A 21,067-nucleotide genomic window follows, 5' to 3' on the forward strand; every position below is an offset into this window, starting at 1 on the left:
GTCTCAGATTTCCTGGTTGTACGCGCCGATCTCGTCGTACTTCGCCAGCCGCGGCTTCACTTCCTCGCGGAACAGGGCGCGCATGTCGTCTTCCGACCTCATGCTCTCGACCACCACCACCAGTTCGGGCTTGTTCGACGAGGCGCGAACCAGGACCCAGCTGCCGTCCTCAAGGTGCACCCGAACGCCGTTGACGGTGATGGCCTCCACGATCTTGCGGCCCAGGATTTCGCCACCCGCGTCCGCCAGCGCCTTGTACTCGGCCACGATCCGCTCGAGCACCTCGTACTTCAGCTCGTCGTCGCAGTGGGGCGACATGGTCAGGCTGGTCCAGGCGTCCGGCAGGGCCGTCTTCAGCTCGCTCAGGCTCTTGCCCGGATTGCGGTCCAGCATGGCCAGCACGGCGCCGGCGGCAACGATGCCGTCGTCATAGCCGTGGCCCAGCGGGGCGTTGAAGAAGAAGTGGCCGGACTTCTCGAAACCGGCCAGCGCGCCCAGCTCTGCCGTCTTGCGCTTGATGTAGCTGTGCCCTGTCTTCCAGTAGACGGTCTCGGCGCCGTTGGCCTTCAGCACCTCGTCGGTCTTGTACAGGCCGGTCGACTTCACATCGACGACGAAGGTCGCGTCGGGGTGCAGGGCCGACAGGTCGCGGCCCAGCATCAGGCCGATCTTGTCGGCGAAGATTTCCTCACCGGTGTTGTCCACCACGCCGCAGCGGTCGCCGTCGCCGTCGAAGCCCAGGGCCAGGTCCGCGCCGGTCTCCTTCACCCGCGCCGCCATCTGCATGAGCATGGCGTGGTCTTCCGGGTTCGGGTTGTACTTCGGGAAGGTGAAATCCAGTTCGGTGTCCATCTCGATCACCTCGGCGCCCATCCGGCGAAGGGCCTCGGGCGCGAAGGCGCCCGCCGTACCGTTGCCGCAGGCCGCCACGACCTTGATCGGCCGCGTCAGCTTCACCTTCGAGACGATGTCGGCGATGTATTTTTCGCGGAAGCCGTCGATGCGGGTGAGGGTCCCGCCGGCGCGCGCCACGCCCTGGTTCTCCAGCACGATCTCCTTCAGGCGGCCGATCTCGTCGGGACCGAAGGTCAGGGGCGGGTTGGCGCCCATCTTCACGCCGGTCCAGCCGTTCTCGTTATGGCTGGCGGTGACCATGGCCACGCAGGGCGCGTCGAGCTCGAACTGGGCGAAATAGGCCATCGGCGACAGGGCCAGGCCGATGTCCAGGACCTCCATCCCGCCTTCCAGCAGGCCCAGCGTCAGCGCCTGTTTCACGGACAGGGAGTAGCCGCGGAAGTCGTGGCCCACGACGATTTTCGGCGTCTGGCCGATCTCGTGAATATAGGTCGCCAGACCCAGACCCAGCGCCTGGATGCCCAGCAGATTGATCTCCTTCTCCAGCACCCAGCGCGCGTCGTACTCACGGAAGCCCGTCGCCTTCACCAGCGGCGTGGTTTCGTACTCGGCGGTATTGGGGCGAAGGTCGGCGCGGGGCTTCAGCATGGGGTATCCTTGGAGTGCCGGACCGGTTCGGTCACGGCGAAGGTGCGCCTTGATAGCCTCCGGCGCTCGGGAGCCGCAACAACGCGTGAACGCCGTCATGGGTGCGACACGTGACGGAACTCCGGGCGCGGTGGAAAGCTTGACCCTTCGAGACCCCGGGCCTACCCCCGGAAGCCGATAGTCCGGAGACCTGCATGCCCCGCCTGATCCTGCTGCGCCATGGCCAGAGCCAGTGGAACCTCGAGAATCGCTTCACCGGCTGGGTCGATGTCGACCTGACCGCCGAGGGTGAGGCGCAGGCGCGCAAGGGCGGCGAACTGATCGCCGGAGCCGATTTCCACCCCGCGGTCATGTTCACTTCGGTGCTCAAGCGGGCGAAGCGGACGGGCGCCCTGGCGCTGGATTCGGCCGGACTGAAGGCTGTGCCGGTGGTCGAGGACTGGCGTCTGAACGAGCGCCACTACGGCGGCCTGACGGGCCTGGACAAGGCCGAGACCGCCGCGAAGCACGGCGAGGATCAGGTGAAGATCTGGCGCCGCAGCTATGACATCCCGCCGCCCCCGCTGGCCCCTGGCGGCGAGTTCGATTTCACCGCGGACCCCCGCTACGCGGGCAAGGACATTCCGGACACGGAAAGCCTGAAGACCACGCTTGATCGTGTGCTGCCCTATTGGGACGCCGACATCGCGCCGCGGCTGAAGGCCGGGGACGATGTGCTGATCGCAGCCCACGGCAACTCGCTCCGCGCCATCGTCAAACATCTGTTCGCCGTGCCGGACGACCAGATCGTCGGCGTCGAGATCCCGACGGGCAATCCGCTGGAGATCGAGCTGGACGGATCGCTCACGCCGACCGCCGCGCGCTATCTGGACGCCGATCGCGCCACGGCTCTGCCGCCGATCCCGGGAGCCTGACCTCATGCCGACCGCGCAGCAGGAATCCGACGACATCCGCTTCATGGGCCGCGCCATCGCCCTGGCCAAGGCGCGGATGGGCCAGACCTGGCCCAATCCCGCCGTCGGCTGCGTCATCGTTCGGGACGGCGAGATCGTGTCCGAAGCCGCCACCGCGCCCGGCGGACGGCCGCACGCCGAGGAACAGGCCGTTCCGGCGGCGGGCGAGAAGGCGAAAGGCGCCACCGCCTATGTGACCATGGAGCCCTGCGGCGCGCGGTCGTCCGGCCGCACCTCCTGCTCGCACTTCCTCATGGATGCCGGCGTGGCCCGGGTCGTGGTCGCCGCGGTCGATCCCTCGCCCTTTGCTTCGGGCCGGGGCATCGAGCGCCTGACCAAGGCCGGGCTGACCGTCGAGACGGGCCTCCTCGCCCGCGAGGCGGCCGTTCTCTACGAAGGCTACCTGCATCGGGTCGAGACCGGCCGCCCCATGGTCCGTGTCAGCGAGACCGGCGAGGGCTTCGACGCCCGCTTCGCCGCCTCGTCCCGGGCGGACCTGTCGACCGAGCTGAAGCGACTCGGCGAGGCCGGCTACACCCGGTTGTGGATCGGGCCGGGCGAGCTGGCCGACGCTCTGGAAGAGCAGGGTCTGCTGACGCTCCAGACCCCCGCAGGCGCCTAGAAACACACATTTTTTTAAGGCCGACGTGCCATTTCGGGGCAATGTCGGGGAGTCACGCCCAAACCCCCGCCGCACGGCGGCGGATCACCCAGCAGGAACTGGACGCCATCTGCGTCCGGCATGACCGTCTGTGGCAGGCCAAGCCGGGCGGCGCCCGGGCGGTTTTCGCCTGGATGGACCTGAGCGGCCTGTCGCTGGCGGGACGCAACCTGGCCGACGCCGACTTCGCCGCCGCCTGCCTGATCGACTGCGACCTGACCGGCGCCCGGCTGGACAACGCCACCTTCTTCGGCGCCGACATGCAGGACGCCGTGCTGCGCGATGCGAGCCTCCGTCGCGCCGATCTGCGGGGCGCCTGTCTGCGGGGCGCGGACCTGACCGGCGCGGATCTGTTCGAGGCCGATCTTCGCGAAGGCACTATCGCCGCGGCTGACTCCCGCCTCGGCTTCCGGGTGGTCGAGGCCCGCTCGGTCCGGGACACGACCGCGCAGGGGGCCTGCCTCGCCGGGGCCAATCTGGAGCGATCCAAGCTGACCGGCGTCATCGCCGTCGCCGCCGACTTTTCGGACGCGGTGATGAAGGACTGCAAACTGGTCCGGGCCAATCTCAAACAGGCCAGTTTCAAGGGCGCCAACCTGGCGGGCGCCGACCTGTCGGGCGCGGATTTGACCGGCGCGGATCTTCGGGACGCCGTGCTGGTCGGGGTCACGGCCACCATGTGGCGCACCGACGGGGCCGATATGGCCGGGGCCCTGACCGACGACCGGTCTTCGGGCGAACCGGTCGGCAAGATGCCCGCCGCGGAAATGCTGTCCGAGCACGCCCTGTGGTGCGAAACGGGCGGCGCCTCGGGTCAGCCTTCGGTTTTCGACGGCGTCGACCTGCGCGCCCTGAAGTCGATCCGCGGCTACAATCTGACCGCCCTGTCGGCCAAGGGCGCCGTCTTCTACGGTCTCGACATGGGCGGGGTGCAGTTGCAGGGGGCGCATCTGGAAGGCGCCGATCTGCGCTCGGTCAATCTGCGCGGGGCGGACCTGCGCGGCGCGCGCCTCGCCCGCGCCCGGCTGGACGGGGCCGACCTGCGCGAGGCGCAGATGGGGCCGCTGATGATCGCGGCCGATCGGCTCATGCCCGCGGACCTCACCGGCGCGACCCTGAAGGGCGCGGACCTGTCGGGCGCGGACATGAAGCGCGCCAATCTGACGGACGCTGCGCTCAATCGCGCCGTCCTGCACGGCGCCTGCCTGCGTCAGGCCGAGCTGCGGGGCGCGGCGACGTTCGGCGCCAAGGGACTCGAGACCGCCCTCAAGGCCTGAAAAAAGGGGCGACGCCTGAGCGCCGCCCCCCGGGGTTCGTTTCAGATATGGCGACGCTTACGCCGCCTTGGTCTTCTTGCCCTCGATCAGCTTCGATCCGCCGCCGATCTCGATACGGCGGGGCTTCAGCGCCTCGGGAAGCTCCCGCGCCAGTTCGATCGACAGCAGGCCGTTCGACAGGTCGGCGGTCTTCACCACCACATAGTCGGCCAGCTGGAAGCGCCGCTCGAAGTCGCGTTCGGCCAGGCCACGGTGCAGGAAGGTGCGTTCCGGAGCGGTGTCGTCATTCGCGGTCTTGCGGCCGGTGACGGTGAGCAGGTTCTCCTTCACCTCGATGTTCAGCTCGTCGGCCTTGAAGCCGGCGACGGCGATCTCGATGCGATAGGCGTTCTCGCCCGTGGTCTCGATGTTGTAGGGCGGCCATCCGTTTTCCTGGCTGGTGCGCGCGGCGCTTTCCAGCAGAGTGGCCAGACGGTCGAAGCCGACGGCGGAACGGTACAGCGGCGAGAAATCATAGGTACGCATGGGTCATCCTCCTGCGGATCAGCAAGGTTGTCCGGTCCCGCGGTTTTGGCCCGGACCGGTGTGGGTGTTCGGATCGTGCGGCCCGTGATCGGCCCCGCGCGTTCCGGAGGCCCCGACATCGGCGGCCTCGTTCGTTCAGATGGGAAGGCCGGTCCGGACGTCAAGACCGCGTGATCCTGTCGCGTCGGGCGCGAGGCGCCTTGCCCCTGCCGTCCTGGCCGGTCAGGGTCGCGCCTCCTTGCAAGTCTCCGGGAATTCCGATGCGCCTCGTCGTCCTGACCGCCGCCGCCCTGCTGATGCCGACGGTCGTCGTCGCCCAGACCCTTCCGCCGCTCCCGTCGCTGGACGAGAGCCCGTCCCAGCGGGCCGCCCGACGCGCGGCCATGGCGCCGCCGGAGCTGCAGGAAGACGCCGCACTGCAGGCTGCGGTGGCCTCGTCCAGCCGGCCGGAGGCCGACCGCGCCCGCGACGGCGCCCGCCATCCGTTCGAGACCCTCACCTTCTGGGGGCTGCGGCCCAACCTGACGGTCGTCGAAATCGAGCCGGGCCGCGCCGGCTGGTGGCGTAATATCCTCGAGCCCTACGCCGCCGCGACGGGCGGACGCTACGTCGCCGTCAACCGGCCTCTGGAGGGCATGGGGGTCGAGGACGGGACCGCCGACATGGTGGTGGTCGCCCGGGCGCTTCACAACTGGCACCGCAGCGAGCGGACCGCCCCCTACATGGAAGCCTTCTTCAAGGCCTTGAAGCCGGGCGGGGTGCTGGCGATCGAACAGCATCGCGGGGCCGAGGGTCTGAACCCCGACCAGACCGCCCCGACCGGCTATGTGTCCGAGAGCTACGTGATCCACGCCGCCCGCGCCGCCGGCTTCATCCTGGAGGCGCGCAGCGAACTGAACGCCAATCCGGCCGATGATCACGACCATCCCTTCGGCGTCTGGACCCTGCCGCCCACCCGAGTCAGCGCGCCGCGCGACGGCAACGCCAACGACCGGCCGACGCCCCTGACCGCGGAAGAGCGCGCCGCCTTTGACGCGATCGGTGAAAGCGATCGGATGACCCTGCGATTCCGCAAGCCGGAGTAGGGTGATGCGGGGCGCCATCCCGGCTTTGACCCCACGGGGGAACAGGGTTAAGCCCTGCCTTCCGGTGGCGGTCCGACCGCTCCGCGGGGGCCGTGCATGACGAAATTGACCGAGGGTTTGCGACCGTACCTGTCCCGTCGGGGCATACTGTCCGGCGTCGCCGCCTCGGCTCTCGTCGGCCTGGCCGCCTGCGGCCGCAAGGAGCAGACCGCCGAACCGGCTGAAACGCCCAACGGACCGCCGAAAGGGTCTCTCGAGTGGGCGGTCGCCGGGCCGTGGCGCGCCCAGGACCGTTGGCGGGACGGGGCCCGCCATCCGATGGAGACCCTCCGTTTCTTCGGTCTGCAACCGCGCATGGTGGTGGTCGACTTCTGGCCCGGCAGCGGCTGGTACACCGAAATTCTGGCCCCCTATCTGGCCGAAGGCGGCGGGCACTATATCGCCGCCGGCTATCAGACGGGGCCGGGCGCTGATCCGGCCCAGGTCCAGCTCATGGGCGCGTTCCAGCAGCGGTTCGCCAACGACCGGCGGCTTTACGGCGAGATCGAACTGTCCAGTTTCGGCCCCACCTCCGGCCCTGTCGCTCCGGCGGGGACGGCGGACCTGGTGCTGTTCATGCGCAACATCCATGCGTGGATGGCCGCGGGCATCGCCGAGAAGGCTTTCGCCGACGCCTGGGCCGCCCTGCGGCCGGGCGGGATCCTCGGCGTCGAACAACACCGTCTCGGGCCTGAAGAGGATCAGGACCCGGTGGCCGCGAACGGATACGTCCAGGAAGCGTTTGTCAGACAACTGGCCGCGGAAGCCGGTTTCGCCTTCGTCGCCGCTTCGGAAGTCAACGCGAATGAAAGGGATACCAAGGATCATCCCTTCGGAGTGGACACCTTGCCGCCGCAGCGCCTGACCGCGCCGCGCGGTTCGCCGCCGGACCCGGGCTTCGATCGTGCGAAGTATGAAGAGATCGGGGAAAGCGACCGCATGACCTTGAAGTTCAGGAAGCCTGAGTGAACCGAGCCGCCGCCTATGCCGCCAATGCGCCCCTGATGGGCGTTCCGGGCGCTTCCTCGCCTCCCGGAGGCGAGGGAGAATGGTTCCGTGGCGCGGGCGGCCTGCGCCTGCGCGCCGCCTTCTGGACGCCGTCGGCCCTGGTGGCGAGGAAGCCGCGCGGCACGGTCGTGCTCAGCCCGGGTAGAACCGAACCGATCGAGAAATATTTCGAGGTCATCGGCAACTTCCTGGCGCGCGGCTGGTGCGTCCTCGCTCATGACTGGCGCGGACAGGGCCTGTCCGCCCGCCTGCTGCCCGATCGGTTGAAAGGGCACGCCCGGGCGGTCGAGGAGTTCCTCGATGACTACGCCCGCCTTCTCGATGCATTCGAGGCGCGGGCGCCCAAGCCGTGGATCATGGTCGGCCATTCGATGGGCGGCGCCCTGAACCTGATGACGCTCGAGAACGGCGAAAGCCGGTTCTCGGGGGCCATTCTGTCCAGCCCCATGCTGCGTATCCGCACGGGCAAGCGTTCGATGTGGTCGGTCAAGCTGGCGGTGCGGTGGAACCTGCGCCACGGCAAGGCTGGCGACTATGTGCTCGACGACCCGGATGATCCCTTCGACCACACGTTCGAAAAGGACGCCCTGACGACGGATGAGACCCGCTACGAACAGTGGCGGCAGCAGCTCTTCGCCTGTCCCCATCTCGCGGTCGGCGGTCCCACCTGGGGCTGGCTGGCCTTCGGACTGGATGTCGGAGAACGGTCCTTGAAGCCCAAGGCGCTCAAGGGCGTCCGCATCCCGGTCGCGGTGGTGCAGTCGGCCGAGGATGACCGGGTCTGGAAGCAGACCAACAAATGGGCCGCCCGCCGTCTGGGGCGTGGTCGTTACGTCGAGGTGCCCGGCGCCAAACATGAGATCATCATGGAGACCGACGACAAGCGCGCGGTCTTCCTCGATGAGTTTGACGCCATGGCCACCTATGTCTCGCCGGTCGAGGATCTGACGCCGGTCGTCGCCCCGGCCGGGGACATCTCGCCGTCATCCGAGCCCGAACCGTCGGCGGCGTGAGCCGGTCCGGCCGCGCGGCCCGCCGCCGGCCCTTCAGCTAGACGGCGGCTCTTCGCAGCGTCACCAGCGCCTGGTCGATCAGGCGATCGTCGCCGACCGCGAGGATCTGACCGCTGTCGCCCGGCGCGCCGCCGCGCCAGTTGACGACCTTGCCGCCGGCCGCCTCGATCACCGGGACGAGAGCCGACCAGTCCCACGGTTTCAGGCTGGTCTCGGCCACCAGATCCATATGACCTGATGCGAGCATGGCGTAGGCATAGGCGTCACAGCCCAGGCGGGCCAGCCGGGCCGCGGCGCGCACCTGGGTCCAGGCGCCCAGTTCGGCGCCGTTGAAGATGTCCGGGTCGGTGGTCGAAATGGTCGCCGCGGTCAGCTGCGCGCAGGACCGGGTCTTCAGCGGGGTCTCGCCGCCGCTGCGGATCAGGCGCGCCCCTGACGGGCCGCCCAGGAAGATCTCGTCCAGATAGGGTTGGGCGATGACGCCGACGGTGGGTTTGCCGCGCTCCCGCAGCGCGATCAGTGTCGTCCACAGCGGCAGGCCCGAAATGAAGGCGCGGGTGCCGTCCACCGGATCCAGAACCCAGACGAACTCTGCGTCGGGCCGGTCCTCGCCGTATTCCTCGCCGATCACCCCGTGGTCGGGATAGCGCTCGGCGATCAGCTTTCGGATCGCCGCCTCGGCCTGTTTGTCGGCCTCGGTCACCGGGTCGAAGCCGGCCTTTCCGCCCTTGTCCTCATGTCCGAGGTTTGAGCGGAAGAAGGGCAGGGTGACGGTCGCGGCCGCCTGCGCCAGTTCGATGATGAAACGCTCGTGTTCGGTCATGACGAGCGGGATACTCACGCCCCGCCCTCATGTCACCCTCCGGCGCCGTGCAATGCGCCGGGCAACGGATCAGGCGGCCGTGTCCTCGACGTGAAGCGACTTGGCCAGGTCCAGCAGCCGGCGACGCGGTTTCTCGTCCAGCTGATAGTAGGCCTGGATCAGGTCGAGCGTTTCCTTGCGGGAAAACATCTCCCCGCCCTGGCTGGCGGCCTCGCGACGTTCGATGGCCTCTTCCAGTCCGTCGTAGAAATAGCTGACCGGCGACTCCAGGGCCTCGGCCAGCTGCCAAAGGCGGGCGGCGGAGATGCGGTTCGCGCCGCATTCGTATTTCTGGATTTGCTGGAAGCGAATGCCGACCTGCATGGCCAGCTGTTGCTGGGTCAGGCCCAGCAGGCGGCGGCGGCGGCGCAGCCGGCGCCCGAGATGAAGATCAATGTCCGAAGCCATGGCCCGGTTTCCCTGATGGTTCGCCTGTCCCGAAGCGGGACGGATCGCCCTCCACGCGGCAAGGGACGTGCCGTGTTCGCCCCTCGGGGGAGTATCGAAAATCGGGGTTCCCCGAACTTCGAGGCAACCCGCCCGGCGGACGGGCGTTTCCGGGGCCTAGCGTTGCTTTTTGGAGAAGGCAGAAATGACCATCATCTTCTGGATTATCGTCGGCATCATCGCCGGCTGGCTGGCCGAACAGATCATGGGCCGCAACCACGGCCTGCTGACCAACCTGATTGTCGGCATCGTCGGCGCGATCATCGGCGGCTTCATCGCGAACGCCCTCGGCTTCTCGTGGGGCGGCTGGATCGGTTCGACGATCGTCGCGACCCTCGGCGCCATCCTGCTGCTGTTCCTGCTGGGACTGGTGAAGCGCCGCTGATCCTTCGGGTGATGCCGGACTGAAAAAAAAGGGCGGCTCCCTGCGGAGCCGCCCTTTCCTTTTGGATCGGTCGTGAATCAGGCGTCCGGGGACGTCTGACCCTCGCCCGGTGCGGGTTCCGGCGAGGACGGGGGCGTCGGCTCGGCCGGCGTCGGCGGCTCCGGCGCGGTCACCGGCGGCGACGCTTCGGGCGGGGTGGCCGGTTCGGCGGGCATGGCCGGTTCGGCCGGAGCGTCGATGGCGGGCGCCGCCGAGAACTGTTCGGCGGTCCAGCCGACCTTCACGCCGTCGCCGTCCTGTTCAACACCGCCCGAGGTCGGAACACCGCGCAGCACGCCGTCGGCGCCGCGCACGGTCAGTTCCTGGCCCGAGGCGCCGTTGCGAACGCCTTCCAGCGTGCCGATCGGCGCGCCGTCCGAACCGTTCACGGCCGCGCCGGGTTGAAGCTGAAGGGTGCGGGGCTGTTCGGCCGCCTGGGGCGAGGCAGGGGTCTGCGGGGCCGTACTGTCCTGGGCGAACGCCGGAGCGGTCATCAGGAACAGGCCGGCGACGCCGGTGAGAAGCGCGGTCTTTCGCATGGTGTCAGCCTTGGTTACGCGGGCAGGGCGGCCCGCTCGAAAAGGCAAACACGGCATGTTTCTGTTTGTTTCGGGCGCCCCGAAATGACCTTGGGCTTGCCGCCATTGGCCGGTTTCGGGTCTATCTGGGCCATGTTCAAGGTAAACCGGGCCACGGCGGGCAGATTGATCGGGCGGGCGGCCGCCCTCCTGTTCGAGGTGTCTCCGCACATTTTCGCGGCGCTGTGCGTCGGCTCGGGCATCGCCCTGCTGACCTCCGGCGTGACCCCGGCCTATGAGGATCGCCTCGATCATATCCGCGCCGTCCTGCCGCCGATTCTGATCGAGCTGTCCCACTTCGGAGCCAGCATCTCCGGCTTCCTCCTGCTCCTTCTGTCGGCGGGACTGTGGCGACGGCGTCGCGGGGCCTGGCTGGCCGCCGTCATCGTTCTGGTGGTGGCCGCCGTCTTTTCGCTGTTCAAGGGCCTGGACTGGGAGGAGGCCGCCGAACTTCTGGTGCTGGCCGCCGCCCTGGCGCCCTGTCGCGCCGCCTTCAACCGTCGCTCGCGCCTGTTCGAGGCCCTGTCGCCGTCCTGGGTCATGCTGGTCCTGACCGTGGTCGCGGGCATGTTGTGGCTCGGCTTCTTCGCCTATCGCGACGTCGCCTACTCCGATGATCTGTGGTGGAGCCTGCTGATTGACCGCGAGGTGTCTGGCTTCCTCCGGGTCGGGGCGGTTCTGGCCCTTCTGGCGGTGATCATCGCCGGGCGTTCGCTGGTCTCCGCTCCCGGCGCGCGAAGCCATGGTCCGGCCGGCGCCCCGGAGCTTGAGCGCGCCCTGGCGGTGCTGCAGGCCGGGGACGGGGTCATGCCGGACGGCTGGCTGGCCATGCTGCGGGACAAGGCCCTGATGTTCAGCCCCTCCGGCCGGTCATTCCTGGCCTACAGGGTCCGGGGGCGGCGCTGGATCACCATGGGCGAGCCGATCGGGCCGCAGGCGGAGCATCTCCCCCTGCTCTGGGCGTTCGCCGAACTGGCCGACAGCTACGGCGGCGTGGCCGTCTTCTACGCGGTCGAGGAGACGGCGCTCGCTGATCTCGCCACCCTGGGCCTCGCGGTCCGCAAGATCGGCGAGGAGGCGCTGGTCGACACCGCCGCCTTCACCCTGCAGGGGCGCTCCCGTCAGAACCTGCGCACCGCCGTCAACCGCTGCGAGCGGGAGGGCGCCGGCTTCGAAATGCTCCGCCCGGGCGCTGCAGCCGACCAGATGGCCGCCCTGAGGGCGGTTTCGGATGTCTGGCTGACCCATCATATCGGGGTCGAGAAGGGGTTCTCTCTCGGGCGTTTCGATCCCGACTACCTCGCCCTGACGCCGATCGCCGTGGTGCGGCAGGGCGAGCGCATCGTCGCCTTCGCCAACCTGATGCCCGGAGGCGACCGTCTGGCGGTTGATCTGATGCGCTTCACCCCGGACGCGCCTCCGGGGGTGATGGACTATCTGTTCATTCACGCCATCCAGTGGGCCAGGGACAACGGCTACGCCTGGCTGGATCTTGGCCGCGCCCCGTTGGCGGGTCTGGAAAACCGTCGGCTGGCCCCCGTCTTCGCCCGCGTCGGCGCCCTGGTCTTCGAGGAGGGCGGCGCCCTCTACGGCTTCGCCGGACTGCGCGCCTGGAAGGCCAAATTCGCCCCGGAATGGCGGCCCTGCTTTATCGCCGCCCCGACCTCGACGCCCCTGGCCCTGGCGCTGCTCGATGTGGCCCTGCTGACCAGCGGCGGCTGGCGCGGCATGCTGGGGCTGAACGCAAAAAGGGCGAGCCCTGCGGCCCGCCCTTCTGAAACGCCCGCCGTGTCGGAAGAGGCCTAGTCTTCCTTCACGCGACGCTTGCGGAAGCTGGGGTTCAGCACTTCCTTGCGCAGGCGGATCGACTTCGGCGTCACTTCCACCAGTTCATCGCTTTCGATGTAGGCGATGGCCTGTTCCAGCGACGGACGGCGCGGCGGGGTCAGGCGCACGGCCTCGTCCTTGCCCGAGGCGCGGACGTTGGTCAGTTGCTTGCCCTTGATCGGGTTGACGTCCAGATCGTCCGAACGCGAGTTCTCGCCGATGATCATGCCCTGATAGGTCTTCTCGCCGGCGCCGACGAACATCACGCCGCGCTCTTCCAGGTTCCACAGGGCATAGGCCGCCGTTTCGCCGTCCGAGTTGGACACCAGCACGCCCTTCAGGCGGCCCTCGATGGCGCCCTTGTGCGGCTCGTAGTGGCTGAACACGCGGTTCAGCACGCCCGAGCCGCGGGTGTCGGTCAGGAACTCGCCCTGGTAGCCGATCAGCGCGCGCGACGGGCAGGCCAGCTGGATGCGGGTCTTGCCGGCGCCCGACGGGCCCATGTCCTTCAGCTCGGCCTTGCGCTGGCTCAGCTTCTCGATGACCACGCCGGTGAACTCGTCGTCCACGTCGATGACCACGTCCTCGATCGGCTCCAGACGCTCGCCGTTCTCGCCGGTCTGGTAGACCACCCGCGGGCGGCTGATCGACAGTTCGAAGCCTTCGCGACGCATGTTCTCGACCAGAACGCCCAGCTGCAGTTCGCCGCGGCCGGCGACCTCATAGGCGTCGGCGCCCGGGGTCTCGGTGATGCGGATGGCGACGTTGGCCTCGGCTTCCTTGAGCAGGCGGTCGCGGATGACGCGCGACTGCACCTTGTCGCCTTCGCGACCGGCCAGCGGGCTGTCGTTCACGCCCACGGTCATCGAGATGGTCGGCGGATCGATCGGCTGGGCGTCCAGCGCCTCGGTCACTTCGAGGGCGCACAGGGTGTCGGCCACGGTGGCTTTCGACATGCCGGCGATGGCGACGATGTCGCCCGCTTCCGAGCCCTCGTCCAGCGGCTGGCGCTTCAGGCCACGGAAGGCCAGAACCTTGGTGATCCGGCCCTGTTCAATCTGCTTGCCGTCGCGGTCCAGCGCCTTGATCGGCATGCCGGGGACCGCCTTGCCGCTCTCGATGCGGCCGGTGAGGATGCGGCCCAGGAACGGGTCGGACTCGATCAGCACGTTCAGGATGCGGAACGGCTTGTCCTTGTTGGCGGCCACGGCGGGCGGCGGCACGTGGTCGACGATCAGGTCGAACAGCGGCGCCAGGGTGTCGGACTTCTCGTTCATGTCCATCGTCGCCCAGCCGTTCCGGCCCGAGGCGTAGATGTGCGGGAAGTCCAGCTGCTCCGGCGTCGCGCCGATGGCCTCGAACAGCTCGATGGTCTCGAGGTGCACGCGGTCCGGGTCGGCGTGGGCGCGGTCGACCTTGTTGATGCAGAGGATCGGGCGCAGGCCCATCTTCAGCGCCTTGGTCAGCACGAATTTGGTCTGCGGCATGACGCCTTCCTCGGCGTCCACCAGGATCACGCAGCCGTCGACCATGCCCAGGATACGCTCGACCTCGCCGCCGAAGTCGGCGTGGCCGGGGGTGTCGATGATGTTGATGCGCGTTTCGCCCGCCTTGCCGTTCCAGAGCACCGAGGTGCACTTGGCCAGGATGGTGATGCCGCGCTCCTTCTCCTGATCGTTGGAGTCCATGGCCCGTTCGGTCGTGGCCTCATTGGCGCGGAACACGCCCGATTGGGCCAGAAGCTGGTCAACCAGGGTGGTCTTGCCGTGGTCAACGTGGGCGATGATGGCGACGTTGCGCAGGTTCATGTCAGGCTCGGGCGGACTGTGTTCGGTCACGGAAAGTCCGCGCCGCTGCAAGGAGATTGCAGATTGGGGAAGGGTTCGGGCCGCCTCATACAGGGGTGCGCGCCGAAAGGCCAGAGCAGCGGTCTTCGCCGGTTTGCGGATCAGGGCCGGGGCAGTACGGCGATGGCGCAGAGGGCCAGGCCGCCGATCATAAGGGCTGACAGGGCGGCGACCGCCGCCACCCGCGGGCCGGCCCGCAGGATCGCGCGGGGATCGACCATCAGACCCAGCGCCGCCATCGCGACCAGGGTCAGCGCCATAACGCCCGTCTGCAGGGGCGGCAGGACCAGGTCCGGAATCGCGCCCGCCGAGCGAAGGCCCAGCAGGAGCAGGAAGACGACGATGAACCACGGCGCCATGTGGCGCAGCCGGGGCCGCGGGCCCTGTCCTGCCGTGCGCGGGCGCATCAGGCCGAGGACGAGACAGACCGGGCCCAGCATCAGCACCCGCACCAGCTTCACCACGGCGCCGGTCTGGATCGCGACCAGTCCGGCCGGCGCCGCGGCGGCCAGCACCTGGGGCACCGCGTAGACCGTCAGGCCCGCCAGCATGCCGACGCCGACGGCGTCATAGCCCATCAACGCGCCCACCGCCGGGACCAGCAGGACCACCACGATGCCCAGAACGGCGGTGAAGCCGATGGCCGCGGCGACGTCCTCGCCCTCGGCCTCGATCACCGGCGCCACGGCGGCGATGGCGGAGTTTCCGCAGATGGCGTTCCCGCAGGCGACCAGCAGGGCCATGGCCGGCGGCAGCCCGAAAGCCCGCCCCAGCGCGTAGCCGCCGAGTATCGCGGCCACCACCAGACCGGCCACCATCAGCAACATCGCCGGGCCCAGGGCCATGACGGCCGCGCCGGACACGGTGGCGCCCAGAAGGGCGACGGCCGTCTCCAGCAGGGCCTTGGCGCTGAAGGCGATGCCCGGGGTCCAGAGCGCTGACGGGGTCCAGACCAGCCGCAGCGCCGCGCCGCCGAGGATGGCCAGCACCAGTCCCTCGACCCACGCGCGGCCGAACAGCGCCGCCTCGATGTGCTGCAGGCCGAAGGCCGCCGCCGCGACAACCGCGCTGGCGAGCAGGCCGGGCAGGAGCCGCGAGGGACCGCGCAGGGGGGCGTGCTGGGGGGCGTGCTGCGGGAGCCCCTCGGTCACGGGATCGGCGGCGGTCGTCATGGCGGAATAGTCCTCCCGCGTCGACCGATCTTTCCAACGGATTGTTCTGGAATTAACGATCGATAAAAGTGATCAATAGCGGATGACGCTCGAACAGCTCCGCATTTTCGTCGCCGTCGCCGAGCGCCAGCACATGACCCGGGCGGCGGAGACCCTGAACCTCACCCAGTCGGCGGTCAGCGCGGCGGTCGCGGCGCTGGAGGCCCGGCACGGCACGCCCCTGTTCGACCGGGTCGGACGGGGGCTGGCCCTGAACGCGGCCGGTCAGGCCTTCCTGCCCGAGGCGCGCGCGGTCCTGACGGCGGCGGGCGCGGCCAGTCAGGCGCTCGACGATCTCGCCGGCCTGAAGCGGGGCGCGGTCCGGGTCTTCGCCAGCCAGACCATCGCCGCCTACTGGCTGCCGCCGCGCATGGCGGCCTTCGCGCGGGCGCATCCGGGCATCGATCTGCACCTTTCGATCGGCAACACCCATCGTGTCACCGAGGCTGTGCTGGCGGGGGAGGCGGAGCTGGGTCTGGTCGAGGGTTCGGTCGAGGCGGCGCGCCTCGACAAGGCCCGGCTGGATGCTGACCGGCTGGTGGTGGTCGCCGCCCCGGCGCATCCGCTGGCGGTCCGGGGCGGTGGTCTGACCGGCCCGGATCTCGCGCGACAGGACTGGGCCCTGCGCGAGAGCGGCTCGGGCACCCGCAGCGAATTCGAGGCGGCCCTGCCCCACGGTGTGACGGCGGCGGACCTGCGAACGGTCCTGACCCTGCCGTCAAACGAGGCCATCCTGTCCGCCGTCATGGCGGGCGGTCTGGTCACCGCCATCTCGGAACTGGCCGCCCAGCCCCTGATCGAGGCCGGGCGGCTTGTCCGTCTGTCGCTCGATCTGCCCGAGCGACCGTTTCACCTGCTGCGCCACCGCGAACGGCGGCCCGGCCGGGCGGCGGAGGCCTTCGCCTCCGCCCTGTCTCAAACCCTGGCCGACCGTCCGCGGACCCAGGTATAGAGCGCGAGGGTCAGGACCACGAAGGCGGCGATCCCGGCCGCCATGGCCGGCCAGGCCGAACCTTCCGGCAGCATGGCGAACGGCGCTTCCTTGCCCGTGCCGACGATCACCCCGGCGGTCATCACCAGGAACAGGCTCTCGCCCACGATCAGGCCCGAGGCCAGCAGCACGCCCATGCGGCGGCCGACGTCGGCGAAGCGGGTGCCCTTGATCGCCTTGTCGTACAGCCAGCCGCCGATCGCGCCGACCACCAGCATCGTGGTCACGGCGGCGGGCAGGTAGAAGCCGATGCCGACCGCCAGCGGGGGCAGCTTGGCCTTGCCGCCGGTCGCCTTGTTCAGCACGGCGTCCAGGATGATGATCACCACGCCGATGGCGGCGCCCAGGCCGATCAGGTCCCAGCGCAGCCCGCCCTCGATCACGCCCTTGGCCAGGGCCGAAATCAGGGTCGCCTGCGGGGCGGGCAGCGGGTCATTGGCGATGCCCGGAGGGCCTCCGGCGAAGCCGACGGCTTTGTTCAGCAGGTTCAGGATGATCGGGATGATGATGGCGCCGGCCACGACGCCGATGATCAGGGCCACCTGCTGACGCCAGGGCGTCGCCCCGACCAGCTGGCCGGTCTTCAGGTCCTGCAGGTTGTCGTTGGCGATGACGGCCACGGCGAAGACCACGGCGGTCACGATCAGGGCGAAGGCCACCACCGACGGATCGGCGGGCACGCCCGCCAGGGCCAGCACCCCCAGCATCAGCACCGAGGCGACCACGATGGCCAGGATGCCCACGCCCGACACCGGGCTGTTCGAGGAGCCGATCAGGCCGGCCATGTAGCCGCAGATGGCGGCGACCGCGAAGCCGATCACGATCACATAGACCAGCCCGCCGCCGACCAGCAGGGCGGTCGAACCCGCGAGGGTCGGATTGCCTTGCGCGAACACCGCCAGGATGGCGGCGATGCCGACCAGGCAGGCGACGGACAGCCCGGCGACGATGTTGATCGGAATGTCCTGCTCGGTCCGGTCCAGCACCTCGCCGTGCTTGCGTTTGGCATTGGCGGACAGGGCCGAGGTCAGGCCGCCCACCAGCGGTCCGGCCAGTTTGATCAGGGTCCAGATGGCGGCCACGCCGATGACGCCCGCGCCCATGAAGCGGACTTCCCGGGCCCAGACGGTGCTGGCCAGCTCCTCGGCGCCGACGCCCGCGGGCAGGGTCGTCGCGATGGACGGGATATTGTGCGCCGTCAGCCAGGCGATGAAGTCCGGGCTGGTCAGCAGCGGCACCGCGATGCACCAGGCCAGGATCAGGCCGAACAGCTGGGCCAGACCGACGCTCAGCCCGATCAGGTGGCCGGCGCCCAGCAGGGCGAACTGCATGCCGAAGCCGATGCCCGTCGCCCCGCCGCCCAGCGCCGCCGGAAGCTTGATGAATTTCGCGGCCTCGCCGGCGAACACACGACCCGCGACCAGCAGGGCGTAGCCGGCAGACGCCAGGGCGCCGGTCACCACGACCCAGAGGCCGGCGGCGTTCTCACGCACCGCGCTTTCGTTCTCCTCGGCCCCGCGCGAGCCGACGGTCAGCACCTCGGCCGCCGCCACGCCCTCGGGGTAGGGCAGGTTCGCCTCCACCACCAGCGCCCGGCGCAGCGGAATCGAGAAGGTCACGCCCAGCACGCCGCCGAAGATGCAGATCAGCACCGACTCCCAGAACGGGAACTCCAGCCACCAGCCCACCATGACCAGGCCGGGCAGGACGAAGATGATCGAGCTCATCGCGCCGCCGACCGAGGCCACGGTCTGGACCGTCATGTTCTCCCAGATGGTCGAGGTGCGGAACGCCCGCAGGATGGCCATGGAGATGACCGCCGCCGGAATGGCCGAGGCGAAGGTCAGGCCCACCTTCAGGCCCAGATAGGTGTTGGCCGCGGTGAAGATCACCGCCAGCAGACAGCCCAGGACCACGGCCCTCAGCGTCAGTTCGATGCGTTTTCCGCCCGGCGTTGCAGGCGTGTCTGTGGCGTCCGTCATGCGGCCCTCTCCCGATGTCGCGCGGACCTAAGCCCGAAATGACGCAGCCGTCGAGAGGACTCGCGATTGACAGTGTCCGCGGCGCGACCGACCGTCGGCGAAACGGGAGGGAGCCCCATGAAACGAACCCTGATCCTCACCGCGGTCGGCCTGATGTGTCTCGGCGGCGCCGCCAATGCCCAGGGCGCGCCCGAGGCCCTGGTCAAGGCGCGGCAGGCGGGCATGATCCTGTCGGGCAATGTCGTCGGCGGCCTCAAGGCGGCCATCGACGCCGGCCAGGCGCCCGCGAGCCAGCGCGGCGCCGTGCGCGGTCTGGCGCGCTGGGCGCACACCCTGCCGGAACTGTTCCCCGAAGGCACCGATCCGGACACCGTGGACACCGGCGCCAGGCCCGCCGTCTGGACGGATCGCGACGGCTTCAATGCGAAGGCAGCCGAGTTCTCCGCCGCCGTCGACCGTTTGTCCGAGCTGTCGCAGGGGGAGGACGCCGCCGCCTTCTCCGCCCAGTGGGGCGTGGTTCGCGCCGGCTGCCAGAGCTGTCACGACGTCTACAAGGACTAGCGGCCAGGGAGCGGGCAGGTCGCGGGCCGGACCGGCGACCCGGTCGGCCCCTCCAGCCGGAACAGCCAGGCGGTCCAGTGTCGTCCGGGACCGGTCGGCGCCGTCACCGGCCCCAGCGGCTCCACCCGGGTCCAGCCCGTGAACCGCGCCGCGTCGGCGCACGGCGCGATGGCGAGAACCGGCCCCTTTTCCCGCCCGGTCAGCGGGCGTTCGGCCTGGAAGTGATCGGACGGCGCCTGCCCTGCCGCGGCGGGCCAGGCCTTCACGATCAGGGATCTGTCCCTGAGCGCATAAGCCAGTCGCGCCACGTCGCCCCGGCGCTCCGCCACGATTGTTCCGGCTCCCGCACGCCGGGCCGCCGTCGCCGCCTCATCGGCCATCGCTTCCGCCCCCAGAACCTGGGCGTAGGGCGGCCGCTTGCCGATAACCAGCTGGTCGGCCCGGGCGTCCCCGACGATCAGCGCCGCCTGCAAGGCCGCGCCCAGCACCAGTCCGGCGATCATCCAGACCCGGCCGGCGCGGCTGCGCTCCAGACGCGCGGCCCCGAGGATCCAGACCGCGATCAGGGCCGGCGCCGCCCAGTTGGCGTTGACGGTCGCCAGCCCCGCCAGCGCGGTCAGCGCCAGAAGGATCGGCAGACTGAAGGCGGTCATCACCCCGTCCGCCGCCTGTCCTCTCCAGGTCAGGGTCGCCGCCACGGCCATCGCCCAGCCGACCAGCATCACGGGACCGGCGAGCGCCGCCTGGGCGGCGAGGAAGGTCAGGGCCTCCATCAGGTCGGGGCTCAGGCCGTCGGCGCCGGCGTTCCCCGCCGTATGCTTCAGCGTGGTCAGGCCGTGATCCAGGTTCCACATCACATTGGGCGCGACGATCGCCGATGCGATCATCAGGGCGGCCGCTCCTTTCCAGGACAGCAGGCCGCGTCGGGTCTTCCGGTCGAACATCACCGCCAGCAGGAGGCAGCCGATCGCATAAAGCATGGCGTATTTCGCCAGCACGCCCAGTCCAAGCGCCCCGCCCAGCATGATCGCCCATCGCCATCCGCCGCCGGCCCTGAGCTTCAGCACCGCCAGCAGGGCCGCGCTCCACAGGGTCAGAAGAGGGGCGTCGGTCGACAGGATGCGGGCCGAAAAGGCGGCGCCGGGGGCCAGCAGGGCGGCCCAGCCCGCGAACAGGGCGGCGCGCAGATCGTAGACCATGCGGGCCGCCGCGCAGACCAGAACCGCCGTGAGGGCCCAGGCGAAGGTGGACGGCCGCCGGACGCAGGCCTCGCCGCCCCCGCACAGATGGTCCGCCACCCCGGCGAGCCAGCCGATCAGCGGCGGCTTGGAGAAATAGCCCCAGGCCGGTGACTGGCCCCAGATCCAGTACTGCGCCTCGTCGACGGCCAGCCCGGCGCGGGACGCCTCCAGCCCCTGAAGCCGCAGGACGGTCACCCCGATGACCGCCAGAAGGAAGACGACGACCGCGAGGCGGCGCGCCCTCATGTGCGGACCGTCTGGCCCCATTGCTGTATCCCCGACGTCGTCCGTCGCCCCATCCAGACGTGGAGCAGGCTCATCACCAGCGCCGTCAGCGACCATGACAGGACAATGTCCGAGATGAAATGCCCCCCGAACGCCACCCGATTCAGGGACAGGGCGGTCGCATAGATCAGGGTCGGGACCATCAGCCGGTCGCGCCAGGGCGACGGCAACAGCAGGACCGCGGCCGCCAGCCAGGCTGCGGAGGCGCCTTCCCCGGAGGCGAAGGAGCAGTTGCTTCGGCACCAGTCGCTGATCTGCCAGACGGGGACATAGGGAGCGTCGCCGCCGAACTCGACTATCTGTACCGGCCGGGGGCGCCCCCAGAATTCCTTCAGCGTCAGATTGATCAGCAGGCCGGGGCCGAGCGCCAGTCCGGCCAGCGCGCACCAGCTGCGCCGGGCCGCGCCCAGACCGCTCCAGCCCCCGATCCAGGCCGCCCGGGCCAGTCCGCCCAGGGCGACCAGCAGGGCTAGGGCCAGTGTCCATGACGACGACCTGCGCAGCAGCTTCAGCAGCGGGGCCTGCGACAGGGGGAAGCCCTCGCCCGCCACATGGAACATCTGGCTCACCGCCAGATCGGCCGTCGGCGCCGTCAGGAACCACACCGTCGCCAGCGCCGTCATGAACAGCGCGGCGAATACGGCGTCGTGGCTCCGGCGTCCCCGGACGCGCAGGCGTGGTCCGAAGCCCGTCGCGACCAGCGAGCGGACGGCGGTGATCGTGCGGCTCATGGCCCTGCCCGATGTT

Annotated in this window: 20 protein-coding genes; 10 read left to right on the forward strand and 10 right to left on the reverse strand. The window is 69.7% G+C overall.

Going from position 1 to position 21,067, the window contains the following annotated elements; genetic code table 11:
• Positions 1–3: 3 nt before the first annotated feature.
• Positions 4–1,503 carry a phosphomannomutase/phosphoglucomutase gene (locus ACLQ7T_RS02415; protein ID WP_420477964.1) on the reverse strand — a complete coding sequence of 500 codons (1,500 nt, stop codon included), beginning with the start codon at positions 1,501–1,503 and terminating at the stop codon, positions 4–6.
• Between the two features lie 194 nt (positions 1,504–1,697).
• On the opposite strand from ACLQ7T_RS02415, the gene gpmA reads away from it, so the two are divergent.
• From gpmA to ACLQ7T_RS02430, 3 genes are read left to right on the forward strand one after another with little or no spacing between them, the layout of a single operon-like run.
• Positions 1,698–2,417: a 2,3-diphosphoglycerate-dependent phosphoglycerate mutase gene (gene gpmA, locus ACLQ7T_RS02420; RefSeq protein ID WP_420477965.1), complete on the forward strand. Its 720-nt coding sequence runs from the start codon at positions 1,698–1,700 to the stop codon at positions 2,415–2,417.
• Between the two features lie 4 nt (positions 2,418–2,421).
• Positions 2,422–3,078, forward strand: coding sequence for a bifunctional diaminohydroxyphosphoribosylaminopyrimidine deaminase/5-amino-6-(5-phosphoribosylamino)uracil reductase RibD (ribD, locus tag ACLQ7T_RS02425; protein ID WP_420477966.1), 657 nt, complete (start codon positions 2,422–2,424; stop codon positions 3,076–3,078).
• A gap of 41 nt (positions 3,079–3,119) precedes the next feature.
• A complete protein-coding gene (locus tag ACLQ7T_RS02430; protein WP_420477967.1) occupies positions 3,120–4,394 on the forward strand; it encodes a pentapeptide repeat-containing protein in 1,275 nt (424 codons plus the stop codon).
• A gap of 57 nt (positions 4,395–4,451) precedes the next feature.
• Here the strand turns inward: ACLQ7T_RS02430 and ACLQ7T_RS02435 are convergent, their stop codons facing one another.
• Positions 4,452–4,919: an Hsp20 family protein gene (locus ACLQ7T_RS02435; protein ID WP_420477968.1), complete on the reverse strand. Its 468-nt coding sequence runs from the start codon at positions 4,917–4,919 to the stop codon at positions 4,452–4,454.
• A 260-nt stretch (positions 4,920–5,179) separates the two neighbouring features.
• Between ACLQ7T_RS02435 and ACLQ7T_RS02440 the strand changes: the two genes are divergently transcribed.
• From ACLQ7T_RS02440 to ACLQ7T_RS02450, 3 genes are all read left to right on the forward strand, one after another.
• Positions 5,180–6,004 carry a class I SAM-dependent methyltransferase gene (locus ACLQ7T_RS02440; protein ID WP_420477969.1) on the forward strand — a complete coding sequence of 275 codons (825 nt, stop codon included), beginning with the start codon at positions 5,180–5,182 and terminating at the stop codon, positions 6,002–6,004.
• Positions 6,005–6,100: 96 nt separating this feature from the next.
• Positions 6,101–7,012 (forward strand): class I SAM-dependent methyltransferase, encoded by a 912-nt coding sequence (locus ACLQ7T_RS02445; RefSeq protein ID WP_420477970.1) that lies wholly within the window; start codon positions 6,101–6,103, stop codon positions 7,010–7,012.
• Positions 7,009–8,064: an alpha/beta hydrolase gene (locus ACLQ7T_RS02450; protein WP_420477971.1), complete on the forward strand. Its 1,056-nt coding sequence runs from the start codon at positions 7,009–7,011 to the stop codon at positions 8,062–8,064. The genes ACLQ7T_RS02445 and ACLQ7T_RS02450 overlap by 4 nt, the downstream gene beginning before the upstream one ends.
• Before the next feature lie 37 nt (positions 8,065–8,101).
• Here the strand turns inward: ACLQ7T_RS02450 and hisN are convergent, their stop codons facing one another.
• Positions 8,102–8,887: a histidinol-phosphatase gene (hisN, locus tag ACLQ7T_RS02455; RefSeq protein ID WP_420478005.1), complete on the reverse strand. Its 786-nt coding sequence runs from the start codon at positions 8,885–8,887 to the stop codon at positions 8,102–8,104.
• Positions 8,888–8,956: 69 nt separating this feature from the next.
• Positions 8,957–9,334, reverse strand: a complete 378-nt coding sequence (locus ACLQ7T_RS02460; protein ID WP_420470381.1) for a helix-turn-helix domain-containing protein — start codon at positions 9,332–9,334, stop codon at positions 8,957–8,959.
• A gap of 184 nt (positions 9,335–9,518) precedes the next feature.
• Here ACLQ7T_RS02460 and ACLQ7T_RS02465 point away from each other — a divergent pair, with 184 nt between their 5' ends.
• Positions 9,519–9,758 (forward strand): GlsB/YeaQ/YmgE family stress response membrane protein, encoded by a 240-nt coding sequence (locus ACLQ7T_RS02465; RefSeq protein ID WP_420477972.1) that lies wholly within the window; start codon positions 9,519–9,521, stop codon positions 9,756–9,758.
• A gap of 77 nt (positions 9,759–9,835) precedes the next feature.
• On the opposite strand, the gene ACLQ7T_RS02470 is transcribed toward ACLQ7T_RS02465, so the two are convergent.
• Positions 9,836–10,336, reverse strand: coding sequence for a superoxide dismutase (locus ACLQ7T_RS02470; protein WP_420477973.1), 501 nt, complete (start codon positions 10,334–10,336; stop codon positions 9,836–9,838).
• 132 nt (positions 10,337–10,468) lie between these two features.
• Here ACLQ7T_RS02470 and ACLQ7T_RS02475 point away from each other — a divergent pair, with 132 nt between their 5' ends.
• A complete protein-coding gene (locus tag ACLQ7T_RS02475) occupies positions 10,469–12,181 on the forward strand; it encodes a GNAT family N-acetyltransferase (protein ID WP_420477974.1) in 1,713 nt (570 codons plus the stop codon).
• Here ACLQ7T_RS02475 and typA read toward each other — a convergent pair.
• Together typA and ACLQ7T_RS02485 are read right to left on the reverse strand one after the other, a co-directional pair.
• Positions 12,178–14,010, reverse strand: a complete 1,833-nt coding sequence (gene typA / locus ACLQ7T_RS02480) for a translational GTPase TypA (protein WP_420470585.1) — start codon at positions 14,008–14,010, stop codon at positions 12,178–12,180. The two genes, ACLQ7T_RS02475 and typA, sit on opposite strands and share 4 nt — an antisense overlap.
• A 140-nt stretch (positions 14,011–14,150) precedes the next feature.
• Entirely contained in the window at positions 14,151–15,221 is a 1,071-nt protein-coding gene (locus tag ACLQ7T_RS02485) for a YeiH family protein (protein ID WP_420477975.1), read from the reverse strand.
• Positions 15,222–15,303: 82 nt separating this feature from the next.
• On the opposite strand from ACLQ7T_RS02485, the gene ACLQ7T_RS02490 reads away from it, so the two are divergent.
• A complete protein-coding gene (locus ACLQ7T_RS02490; RefSeq protein WP_420477976.1) occupies positions 15,304–16,212 on the forward strand; it encodes a LysR substrate-binding domain-containing protein in 909 nt (302 codons plus the stop codon).
• On the opposite strand, the gene ACLQ7T_RS02495 is transcribed toward ACLQ7T_RS02490, so the two are convergent.
• On the reverse strand, positions 16,176–18,233 hold the full coding sequence (locus ACLQ7T_RS02495) for an OPT family oligopeptide transporter (protein ID WP_420477977.1): 2,058 nt from the start codon (positions 18,231–18,233) through the stop codon (positions 16,176–16,178). The two genes, ACLQ7T_RS02490 and ACLQ7T_RS02495, sit on opposite strands and share 37 nt — an antisense overlap.
• Before the next feature lie 117 nt (positions 18,234–18,350).
• On the opposite strand from ACLQ7T_RS02495, the gene ACLQ7T_RS02500 reads away from it, so the two are divergent.
• Entirely contained in the window at positions 18,351–18,794 is a 444-nt protein-coding gene (locus tag ACLQ7T_RS02500) for a c-type cytochrome (protein WP_420477978.1), read from the forward strand.
• On the opposite strand, the gene ACLQ7T_RS02505 is transcribed toward ACLQ7T_RS02500, so the two are convergent.
• Both ACLQ7T_RS02505 and ACLQ7T_RS02510 read right to left on the reverse strand, forming a co-directional pair.
• On the reverse strand, positions 18,791–20,281 hold the full coding sequence (locus ACLQ7T_RS02505) for an ArnT family glycosyltransferase (RefSeq protein WP_420477979.1): 1,491 nt from the start codon (positions 20,279–20,281) through the stop codon (positions 18,791–18,793). The two genes, ACLQ7T_RS02500 and ACLQ7T_RS02505, sit on opposite strands and share 4 nt — an antisense overlap.
• The gene (locus ACLQ7T_RS02510) at positions 20,278–21,051 is read right to left on the reverse strand and encodes a phosphatase PAP2 family protein (RefSeq protein WP_420477980.1); all 774 of its coding nucleotides are present in this window, start codon (positions 21,049–21,051) and stop codon (positions 20,278–20,280) included. The genes ACLQ7T_RS02505 and ACLQ7T_RS02510 overlap by 4 nt, the downstream gene beginning before the upstream one ends.
• Positions 21,052–21,067: the final 16 nt, after the last annotated feature.

Origin of the sequence: Brevundimonas sediminis, assembly GCF_048799765.1 — a bacterium.
Lineage (GTDB): Bacteria > Pseudomonadota > Alphaproteobacteria > Caulobacterales > Caulobacteraceae > Brevundimonas.

What these genes read in the sequence shown, in the direction of transcription:
- ACLQ7T_RS02510 (WP_420477980.1), bottom strand. Translation starts at nt 21,051, where the DNA reads ATGAGCCGCACGATCACCGCCGTCCGCTCGCTGGTCGCGACGGGCTTC.
- ACLQ7T_RS02495 (WP_420477977.1), bottom strand. Translation starts at nt 18,233, where the DNA reads ATGACGGACGCCACAGACACGCCTGCAACGCCGGGCGGAAAACGCATC.
- hisN (WP_420478005.1), bottom strand. Translation starts at nt 8,887, where the DNA reads ATGACCGAACACGAGCGTTTCATCATCGAACTGGCGCAGGCGGCCGCG.
- ACLQ7T_RS02505 (WP_420477979.1), bottom strand. Translation starts at nt 20,281, where the DNA reads ATGAGGGCGCGCCGCCTCGCGGTCGTCGTCTTCCTTCTGGCGGTCATC.
- ACLQ7T_RS02440 (WP_420477969.1), top strand. Translation starts at nt 5,180, where the DNA reads ATGCGCCTCGTCGTCCTGACCGCCGCCGCCCTGCTGATGCCGACGGTC.
- ACLQ7T_RS02500 (WP_420477978.1), top strand. Translation starts at nt 18,351, where the DNA reads ATGAAACGAACCCTGATCCTCACCGCGGTCGGCCTGATGTGTCTCGGC.
- ACLQ7T_RS02485 (WP_420477975.1), bottom strand. Translation starts at nt 15,221, where the DNA reads ATGACGACCGCCGCCGATCCCGTGACCGAGGGGCTCCCGCAGCACGCC.
- ACLQ7T_RS02465 (WP_420477972.1), top strand. Translation starts at nt 9,519, where the DNA reads ATGACCATCATCTTCTGGATTATCGTCGGCATCATCGCCGGCTGGCTG.
- ACLQ7T_RS02490 (WP_420477976.1), top strand. Translation starts at nt 15,304, where the DNA reads ATGACGCTCGAACAGCTCCGCATTTTCGTCGCCGTCGCCGAGCGCCAG.
- typA (WP_420470585.1), bottom strand. Translation starts at nt 14,010, where the DNA reads ATGAACCTGCGCAACGTCGCCATCATCGCCCACGTTGACCACGGCAAG.
- gpmA (WP_420477965.1), top strand. Translation starts at nt 1,698, where the DNA reads ATGCCCCGCCTGATCCTGCTGCGCCATGGCCAGAGCCAGTGGAACCTC.
- ACLQ7T_RS02430 (WP_420477967.1), top strand. Translation starts at nt 3,120, where the DNA reads ATGTCGGGGAGTCACGCCCAAACCCCCGCCGCACGGCGGCGGATCACC.
- ACLQ7T_RS02475 (WP_420477974.1), top strand. Translation starts at nt 10,469, where the DNA reads ATGTTCAAGGTAAACCGGGCCACGGCGGGCAGATTGATCGGGCGGGCG.
- ACLQ7T_RS02415 (WP_420477964.1), bottom strand. Translation starts at nt 1,503, where the DNA reads ATGCTGAAGCCCCGCGCCGACCTTCGCCCCAATACCGCCGAGTACGAA.
- ACLQ7T_RS02445 (WP_420477970.1), top strand. Translation starts at nt 6,101, where the DNA reads ATGACGAAATTGACCGAGGGTTTGCGACCGTACCTGTCCCGTCGGGGC.
- ACLQ7T_RS02435 (WP_420477968.1), bottom strand. Translation starts at nt 4,919, where the DNA reads ATGCGTACCTATGATTTCTCGCCGCTGTACCGTTCCGCCGTCGGCTTC.
- ribD (WP_420477966.1), top strand. Translation starts at nt 2,422, where the DNA reads ATGCCGACCGCGCAGCAGGAATCCGACGACATCCGCTTCATGGGCCGC.
- ACLQ7T_RS02470 (WP_420477973.1), bottom strand. Translation starts at nt 10,336, where the DNA reads ATGCGAAAGACCGCGCTTCTCACCGGCGTCGCCGGCCTGTTCCTGATG.
- ACLQ7T_RS02460 (WP_420470381.1), bottom strand. Translation starts at nt 9,334, where the DNA reads ATGGCTTCGGACATTGATCTTCATCTCGGGCGCCGGCTGCGCCGCCGC.